We start from the raw sequence: 7,396 nt of genomic DNA on the forward strand, positions 1-7,396 counted from the left end.
TGTACCCGAACGGTCAGTTCGCGTACCCGGAAGGTCGGTTCGCGTACCTGGAGGGTCGGTTCAGGGGCGGGGGAGCGGGACCGTGGCCGAGGTGGCCGCCAGGGGGAAGGTGATCGTGAAGGCCGCGCCGCCCTCCGGGGCCGGGCCGGCCGTCAGGGTTCCGCCCATGCGGGTGACCAAGCCGTGGACCAGGGCCAGCCCGATGCCGGACCCGACCGGACGGCGGTCGCGGTAACGCGCGTTCAGCACCCCTCGCTCGAACGCCACCGGGTAGTCCTCCGGGGCCAGGCCCGGGCCGCCGTCGCGGACGGAAAGCGAAGTCGAGGAACCGGACACCGACAGCGAAAACACCATGGGCGCGCCGGCCGGGGTCACCCGCAGCGCGTTCTCCGCCAGCCCGTCCACGACCTGACGCAGCCGCCGCGCGTCGGCGACCACCGGCACCGGGGACGCGGGCGCCGACACCGACAGCCGCACGTCCTCCCGCGCGCACCGCAGCTGCCACACCTCCGCGCAATCGCGGACCAAAGCGGCCAGATCCACCGGGGCCGGATCCAGCCGGAACTCGTCCGCGCCCAGCCGGGCCAGCTCCAGGAGGTCCGTCACCAGGCGTTCCAGCCGCACAGCTTCGCGCTGGATCGTCCGACCCGCGCGCACGGCGTCGTCACCGGATGCGACTCCGTCGGCGATCGCCTCGGCGAAGCCGGTCACGGCGGTCAGCGGCGTCCGCAGCTCGTGCGACACCGAGAGCAGGAAGTCCCGCTGCCGCGCTTCACTCACCGCCAGCGCGTCGGCCAGCGAGTTCAGCGATCCGGCGACCTCCGCCACCTCGCGCGGTCCCTCCACCGGCACCCGGACGTCCCGCCGCCCGGCCCGCAGCGACCCCGCGGCCAGCGCGGCCCGCCGCAGCGGACGGCCCAGCAGCCGCCCCGAGAACCAGCCCGCGAGCGCCGCCACCAGCAGCCCGATGCCCAGCGCGAGCGCGATGTTGCGCACCAACGCCCGTTGCGTCGCTTCAGCGCTGCGGGCCGGCTGCACCAGCGCGAACGCCGCCCCGCGCGTCCCGACCACGCGCGTCTCGACCAGGTACTGCGCACCCCCGGCGGTGACGCGCCCGGAGTGGTCCGCGCCGAGCCCGAGCTTGCCCGCGGCCTGCACGGCGACCGCGTCCCCGGCCGCCTGGCCGCCACCCGCGCGCCGGACCACGACGGAGATGCCCTGCCCGCGCACGACGTCGGCCACCTTGCCCACGCCGAGCCGGTTCCCGATGCCGGTCTCGTCGAGCTGCGACGCGACGACGTCGGCCTGCGCGGCCAGCGACGACTGCAGCACGTTGTCCGCCGTGGTCCGGATCAGCCGGGCCGCGACGAGCCCGGCCACGATCACCGCCACGCCCGCGACCGCGAGGCAGACCAGCGTGATCCGCCCGGCCAGGGTTCCTCTCATGCCGGGTCCGCCGCGTAACCGATGCCGCGCACCGTCCGGATCGGACTCGACGCCCCCAGTTTCGCCCGCAGCTGCGCCACGTGGACGTCCACCGTGCGCGTGCCCGCCGCGGCGGCGTACCCCCAGACGGCGCTCAGCAGCTGATCGCGCGAAAGCACCTGCCCCGGGTGCCGGAGCAGGTGCGTGAGGAGGTCGAACTCGGTCGACGTCAGGGAAATCTCGACGTCGCCCGCCCAGGCGCGGCGGCTGGTGAGGTCGACGCGCGCGCCGCCGACGGTCAACGCCGAGGGGGCCGGCGCCGCCCCCGACGCGCGGCGCAGCACCGTCCGGACCCGGGCGGCCAGCTCCCGCGGGCTGAACGGCTTGGTCAGGTAGTCGTCGGCGCCGATCTCCAGGCCCAGCAGGCGATCCAGTTCGTCGTCGCGCGCGGTGACGAACAGCACCGGCGTCCAGTCCCCGGCCGCGCGCAGCGCCTTGCAGATCTCGATACCGTCCATTCCGGACAGTCCGATGTCGAGCACGATCGCCACCGGCTTGAGCCGCCGGACGGCGTCCAGCGCGCGGCCGCCGTCGGCCTCGACGTGCACGCCGAAGCCGTCGCGCTTGAGGTAGAGCGCCGCCAGTTCGGCGATCGCGGCCTCGTCCTCGACCACGAGGACGAGGCCGCGTCCCGGTGACCCCATGCCTGCTCCCGTCTCCGTCAGTGGGGAGACGCTAGCCGGTCAGGGCGAGCCATCGCTGTTCATGTCGGATTCGATGCCGTTGAGCGTCGACTCGATCCCGCTCAGCTCGGACGACGCGGGCGCGTTGTCGGAAGGCGACCCCATCAGGTTGTCGCGGCAGGCCGAGCAGCCGAGCGCGATGAGCGCGGCGGCCCCGACCGCCGCCGCGGCCCTCGCGCCCCTCACTTGGCCGGCTTGCAGTGCGCGGACGCGAAGGCGTCGAGCTTCTGCTTGGCCGCGTCGATCTCCCCGGTCCGGCCCTGGCGCTTGGTGGCCCGCTGGTCGAGCTGGTCGGCGCGCTGGGTGTGGCCCTTGGCGCGCTGGTCGGCGGCCCGGGCCTTGAGGTTGGCGACCGAGCCGGTGATCTCGGCGCCGCCGTTGATCCGCGTCTTCAGGTTGTCGGCCTTCTTCTGCAGCTTCGGCACCCAGTCCGAGCAGACCTGCTGAGACTCCTCGGGGCTGAGCGTGATCGGCGCGACCGGCGCCGGCGACGTCGTCTGGGCCGAGGCCAGCGGCGCCGCCACCAGCAGGCAGGCCGCGCTCCCGCAGCCCGCCAGCGCCAGCCGCGTCCAGGTGGTTCCTCGCATCGTGTCTCCCTTGGGTGAGGTGCTTGCGGGGAGAACTCTCGCGGGGCGGTGTTCGGAGGGCGTCCGCCTAGTGTTCGGGCTTTGTAAAGGCGTGCTCGGACAGCGCGAGGAACGCCTCCATCGCCGCGTTCACGGCGCCGCGGTCGCCGGTCGTGACGAGGTCGAGCAGCAGGCCGCGCGTGACGGCGAGGCCGAGCCGCGCGTGGGCGGGCCGGTCGGCTTCGGGGACGCCCCGCTCCGCCAGCAGCGCCTCGATCGGGCCGAGCCAGTCCTGGATGACGCCGTCGAGGAACTCGGTGGTTCCCGGCGTGCCGCCGAGGGCTTGGCCGTAGAGCTGGAAGAACAGCTTCTCGTTGGCCCGCAGGTCGTCCGCGGTCAGCCGGTGCCAGAACGCCGCCGGGTCGAGCTCGGCCAGCGCCGCCCGCTGCCGGGCCTCGACCTCCCGCGCCACGGCCGTGAACAGGCCTTCCTTGGACCCGAAGTGGTAGATCAGCATGCGGTGGCTGGTGCCGAGCGCGGTGGCCAGCGCCCGCAGGCTCCGGTCCGCGCCGCCGTGGTGGGCGATGTGGTCGATCGCCGCGTCGAGGAGCTTCGCGCGCGGGCTTGCGTCGATCATGTACCAAATGGTACACGTACCAAATGGTACAGAGAATCTCGGTCCGCGGGGTGGCGGCCGCGGACGCCGACACGGTGTACGCCTTGCTGCGGGACGGCGCGAGCTGGCCCCGCTGGTCGCCCCTGGGGTCGTTCGAGCTGGTCCGCGAGGGCGAGGGCGAGCCCGAGGGTCTCGGCGCGATTCGCCTGTTCCGGACCGGCGGCATCCGCTCGTACGAGAAGATCGTCGCGCTCGAGCCCGGCCGCCGGTTCGGCTACGCGCTGGACCACGGCCTGCCGCTGCGGGACTACGTCGCCTACGTCGACCTTTCCCCGGCCGACGGCGGTACGGAGATCCACTGGCACTCGACGTTCACGGCGAAGATCCCCGGCACCGGCTGGTTCTACCGCCGGTTCCTCGGCCGCTTCATCGGGCAGGTGGTCGCCGGGCTGGTCGACGCGGCCGCGGTGCGCGCGGCCTCATGAAGTGGCCGCAGGCGCCTGCACGCTGATGGCGGCCACCGTCTGAACGGCGTGTTACTCTCCCTGGGAGAGTGAGGAGACGCCGTGCTGTCGAACCCGTACGACCGCAACTGCCCGACCCGCCAGCTGCTCGACCGCATCGGCGACCAGTGGACGGTACTGATCGTCGGCGCCCTCAAGGACGGCCCGCTGCGGTTCACCGAGATCGGGCACCGGGTCGACGGGATTTCGCAGAAGGTCCTGACCCAGACGCTGCGCAGCCTGGTCCGCGACGGGATCCTGACCCGCACGGCGTACGCGGTGATCCCGCCGAAGGTGGAGTACGAGCTGACGACGCTGGGCCGCAACCTGTCCGAGCCGCTGGAGATGCTGGACCAGTGGGCGCGGCAGCACATGACGGCGGTCCAGGAGTCCCGGGACGCCTACGACGCGGAGCACACTCCCGCGTCGGCTTGAGCTTCGGCGCCCGCCGAAGCGTCCCGCTCCTAGGTTCGGGTCATGGACGAATTCCGTGCCCTCCACCTCCCCGGCACCCCGCTGCTCCTGCCGAACGCGTGGGAGTTCGGCGTGGGCGCCTTCCTCGCCGCCCAGGGTTTCCGCGCCCTCGGCACCACCAGCCTCGGCGTGTCCGCGGCGACCGGTGAACCTGACGGCGCTCCCTCGACGCGGGACGCCACCGTCGCCCTGACCCGCCGCCTGGCCCGCCTCGACGTGCTGGTCAGCGTCGACATCGCCGACGGCTTCAGCGCCGACCCCGCCGCCGTCGCCGACCTCGCCGCGGAGCTGGCCGACGCGGGCGCCGTCGGCGTCAACCTCGAGGACGGCCGGGCCGACGGCTCGCTCGCCCCGGTCGAAGTCCAGGCCGCGCTGGTCGAGGCGGTGAAGGACCGCGTGCCGGGCCTGTTCGTCAACGCCCGTACGGACACCCACTGGTCCGGCGACCACGCGATCGAAACCGCCGAAGAACGCGGCAAGGCCTACGCGGCGGCCGGTGCCGACGGCCTCTTCGTGCCCGGCCTGGCCGACCCGGCGGACGTCGAGCGGATCGTCGGCCTCGGCCTCCCGGTCAACCTGCTGTTCCTGCCCGGCAAGGTCACCTTCGCCGGTCTGGCGGAGTTGGGCGTCGCGCGGGTCAGCCTCGGCTCGCTCCCGTACCGGATGGCCCTCGCGGCGGCGGCCGGGACGGTCCTGGCGGTCCGCGACGGCGGTGAGCTGCCGCTGAGCCCGCCGAGCTACGCCGACGTGACCGCGCTGCTGTAAGGGGTGAACTGTCTCGCGTCGATCTGCTTGGCTCGAGGGCATGCGCGCCTTCGGAACCGACTTCGCCGTCCCGCCCGGATACCTGAACACGCCCAGCATCGGCATCCCGCCGGCCCCGGTGGCCGCCGCGGTGGCCGAGTCGGTCGAACGGTGGCGCACCGGCGCGACCCGGCCGGGGGAGTTCGACCGGTACGTCGACCGGTCCCGGGCCGGGTTCGCCCGCCTGCTCGGCGTCGACCCCGGGCGTGTCGCGATCGGCGCGTCGGTCTCGCAGCTGGCCGCGAACGTCGCCGCCGCGCTGCCCGCCGGCACCCGCGTCCTCGCCGCCGAAGGCGACTTCACCAGCGTGACCTTCCCGTTCGCGGCCACCCCCGGCGTCACGGTGACCGAGGTCCCGCTGGAGCTGCTGCCCGAGCGGGTCGACGGCCACGACGTCGTCGCGGTGAGCGTCGTCCAGTCGGCCGACGGCCGGATCGTGGACCTCCCGGCACTGCGGGCGGCCGCCGAAGCCGCCGGGGCGGCGGTGCTGCTCGACGCCACCCAGGCCGTGGGCTGGCTGCCCCTGGACGTCGCGTGGGCGGACTGGGTGATCGCGGCGGGCTACAAGTGGCTGCTGTCCCCGCGCGGCTGCGCGTGGCTCGCCGTGCGGCCGGACGCCCGCGACCGCACCCGGCCGGTCGCGGCCAACTGGTACGCGGGAGAGGACCCGTGGGCCACGGTCTACGGCCTCCCGCTGCGCCTGGCCGGCGACGCCCGCGCGTTCGACCTCTCGCCGGTCTGGCTCGCCCAGGTCGGCGCGGCCGCGGCGCTGGAGTACTTCGACGGTCTCGACCTCGCGCAGGTCGCGGCGCACAACACCGGCCTGGCCGACCAGCTGCTCGAGAAGCTGGGGCTGCCCCCGCGCGGGACCGCGATCGTCTCGCTCGACGCCGATCCGGAGCGGGTCGCGGCGGCCGGGATCGTCTCGAGCGTCCGCGGCGGCCGGGTCCGGGTCGGATTCCACCTCTACAACACCGCTGACGACGTCGAACGCGTCTTACACGCATTCGAGTGAACGCCGCTGAGGCGGTGAACTACCGTATGGCCCCGTGGTTGGTGCGCATTTCACCCCAGGCCCGTCCGACACGGCCCCGCTGGGCGCGGTGCCCCCGCAGCCCCGGCCCCCCGCGCCGGGACCGCCGGCGCGCGACACCCGGTCCCTGCTGCTCAGGGGCGCCGGGCTGGTCGCGATCGCCGTCGTTTCCGGACTGCTCTGGTTCCTGATCCGGCACGACTCGGCAGGGGACGAGCCGGTGGCCCAGCCGCCGGCCCAGAACACCGGGAAGTACCAGTTCACGATGGTCGCCGGGCCGGCGAAGTCCAACGAGTGCGCGTCGAAGTCGTACGGCAAGACGCACGACTTCTTCCAGGAGAACGAGTGCCAGTCCCTGGTGCGCGCGCTCTACACGACGGAGTCGGGCGGAGCGAAGGCGCTGGTGTCGGTGGTGCTGGTCGGGATGCCGGACTCGACGAAGGCGAAGGAGCTCAAGGCGCTGACCGAGCGGGACAACACCGGCAACGTCACGGACCTGGTGAAGGACAAGACGTTCACGGGTTCCGGCGTCCCGAGCGTCAGCGGCGCGGACGCGGCGTTCGCCTCGCGGGTGGACGGCACGAACACGACGATCGTGCTGGCCGACTTCTACGCCAAGCACAAGGACAAGAACCTGATCGAGGCGATCGCCGACGACGCCCTGCGCCTGTCGGCCGACCTCAAGGGCTGAGGTCCCCGGCTCGCGTCCGCCGCAGTGAATGACTCCTTGAGTTTTAACGTGTGGTGGTCTTCGTGCCTCGCCGGCTGTTCTTGCGGTGGGTCGGATACCGGGTCCGGGGTGGCCGGGTGGAACCAACAGGACGTCCGGGACCAGGCCGGGTGGGTTTCGGTGGGTTGGCCGGGGTGCCGGTCAGTCCACGAACCCGCCGAAAGTCCCGCCGGACCCGCCGCGGTGACATCACCCCGCCCGGCTGCGGTTTCTCCCACGGCAACCGCAGATCCCGGACATACCTGCGGGCGAGCCGCAGCTGGGTGTAGGCAACCAGCACCAACCAACCCCACCGCACCGCCGTATCCGGAAGCATCGGCGCCGGCGTGGTCCACCCCAGATCCTGCTTGAGGAACCGGAACGTGTGCTCCAGATCGAACCGCCGCTGATAAGCAGCGAACACCGTGACCAGGTCCAGCTCCGTGGGCCCCGCATGCCACAACCACATCGGCCCACCCGGGGCCCCACCGCCGGGCAGCCGCTGAATCTCCACCCGGACCAC

10 protein-coding genes and 1 pseudogene are annotated in these 7,396 nt (G+C 73.2%); 5 read left to right on the plus strand and 6 right to left on the minus strand.

Annotated features, from left to right (window positions below; all coding sequences use genetic code 11):
- Positions 1 to 60: 60 nt before the first annotated feature.
- From AB0M83_RS25735 to AB0M83_RS25755, 5 genes are all read right to left on the minus strand, one after another.
- Entirely contained in the window at positions 61 to 1,446 is a 1,386-nt protein-coding gene (locus AB0M83_RS25735; protein ID WP_364520904.1) for a HAMP domain-containing sensor histidine kinase, read from the minus strand.
- A complete protein-coding gene (locus tag AB0M83_RS25740; protein WP_364520906.1) occupies positions 1,443 to 2,129 on the minus strand; it encodes a response regulator transcription factor in 687 nt (228 codons plus the stop codon). Before AB0M83_RS25740 ends, AB0M83_RS25735 begins: the two co-directional genes overlap by 4 nt.
- A 39-nt stretch (positions 2,130 to 2,168) precedes the next feature.
- Positions 2,169 to 2,354 (minus strand): hypothetical protein, encoded by a 186-nt coding sequence (locus tag AB0M83_RS25745; RefSeq protein WP_364520907.1) that lies wholly within the window; start codon positions 2,352 to 2,354, stop codon positions 2,169 to 2,171.
- The gene (locus AB0M83_RS25750; protein ID WP_364520908.1) at positions 2,351 to 2,755 is read right to left on the minus strand and encodes a hypothetical protein; all 405 of its coding nucleotides are present in this window, start codon (positions 2,753 to 2,755) and stop codon (positions 2,351 to 2,353) included. The genes AB0M83_RS25745 and AB0M83_RS25750 overlap by 4 nt, the downstream gene beginning before the upstream one ends.
- 67 nt (positions 2,756 to 2,822) lie before the next feature.
- Positions 2,823 to 3,371, minus strand: a complete 549-nt coding sequence (locus AB0M83_RS25755; RefSeq protein WP_364520909.1) for a TetR/AcrR family transcriptional regulator — start codon at positions 3,369 to 3,371, stop codon at positions 2,823 to 2,825.
- 23 nt (positions 3,372 to 3,394) lie between these two features.
- Here AB0M83_RS25755 and AB0M83_RS25760 point away from each other — a divergent pair, with 23 nt between their 5' ends.
- The 5 genes from AB0M83_RS25760 to AB0M83_RS25780 all read left to right on the plus strand — a co-directional run bounded on the left by AB0M83_RS25760 (position 3,395) and on the right by AB0M83_RS25780 (position 6,855).
- A complete protein-coding gene (locus tag AB0M83_RS25760) occupies positions 3,395 to 3,835 on the plus strand; it encodes an SRPBCC family protein (RefSeq protein ID WP_364520911.1) in 441 nt (146 codons plus the stop codon).
- A gap of 81 nt (positions 3,836 to 3,916) precedes the next feature.
- Complete coding sequence (locus tag AB0M83_RS25765; protein WP_364520913.1) at positions 3,917 to 4,288, plus strand: helix-turn-helix domain-containing protein; 372 nt, start codon at positions 3,917 to 3,919, stop codon at positions 4,286 to 4,288.
- 42 nt (positions 4,289 to 4,330) lie between these two features.
- Complete coding sequence (locus AB0M83_RS25770; RefSeq protein WP_364520915.1) at positions 4,331 to 5,092, plus strand: isocitrate lyase/phosphoenolpyruvate mutase family protein; 762 nt, start codon at positions 4,331 to 4,333, stop codon at positions 5,090 to 5,092.
- Between the two features lie 40 nt (positions 5,093 to 5,132).
- Positions 5,133 to 6,146, plus strand: coding sequence for an aminotransferase class V-fold PLP-dependent enzyme (locus tag AB0M83_RS25775; RefSeq protein ID WP_364520917.1), 1,014 nt, complete (start codon positions 5,133 to 5,135; stop codon positions 6,144 to 6,146).
- 34 nt (positions 6,147 to 6,180) lie between these two features.
- A complete protein-coding gene (locus AB0M83_RS25780) occupies positions 6,181 to 6,855 on the plus strand; it encodes a hypothetical protein (RefSeq protein ID WP_364520919.1) in 675 nt (224 codons plus the stop codon).
- Between the two features lie 43 nt (positions 6,856 to 6,898).
- Here the strand turns inward: AB0M83_RS25780 and AB0M83_RS25785 are convergent.
- Positions 6,899 to 7,396 (minus strand): annotated as a pseudogene (locus AB0M83_RS25785) (transposase); the annotation flags it as partial.

This window comes from Amycolatopsis sp. NPDC051106 (assembly GCF_040682775.1).
In the GTDB taxonomy this organism is placed as follows: domain Bacteria; phylum Actinomycetota; class Actinomycetes; order Mycobacteriales; family Pseudonocardiaceae; genus Amycolatopsis.

What these genes read in the sequence shown, in the direction of transcription:
- AB0M83_RS25735 (WP_364520904.1), bottom strand. Translation starts at nt 1,446, where the DNA reads ATGAGAGGAACCCTGGCCGGGCGGATCACGCTGGTCTGCCTCGCGGTC.
- AB0M83_RS25740 (WP_364520906.1), bottom strand. Translation starts at nt 2,129, where the DNA reads ATGGGGTCACCGGGACGCGGCCTCGTCCTCGTGGTCGAGGACGAGGCC.
- AB0M83_RS25750 (WP_364520908.1), bottom strand. Translation starts at nt 2,755, where the DNA reads ATGCGAGGAACCACCTGGACGCGGCTGGCGCTGGCGGGCTGCGGGAGC.
- AB0M83_RS25755 (WP_364520909.1), bottom strand. Translation starts at nt 3,371, where the DNA reads ATGATCGACGCAAGCCCGCGCGCGAAGCTCCTCGACGCGGCGATCGAC.
- AB0M83_RS25760 (WP_364520911.1), top strand. Translation starts at nt 3,395, where the DNA reads ATGGTACAGAGAATCTCGGTCCGCGGGGTGGCGGCCGCGGACGCCGAC.
- AB0M83_RS25770 (WP_364520915.1), top strand. Translation starts at nt 4,331, where the DNA reads ATGGACGAATTCCGTGCCCTCCACCTCCCCGGCACCCCGCTGCTCCTG.
- AB0M83_RS25775 (WP_364520917.1), top strand. Translation starts at nt 5,133, where the DNA reads ATGCGCGCCTTCGGAACCGACTTCGCCGTCCCGCCCGGATACCTGAAC.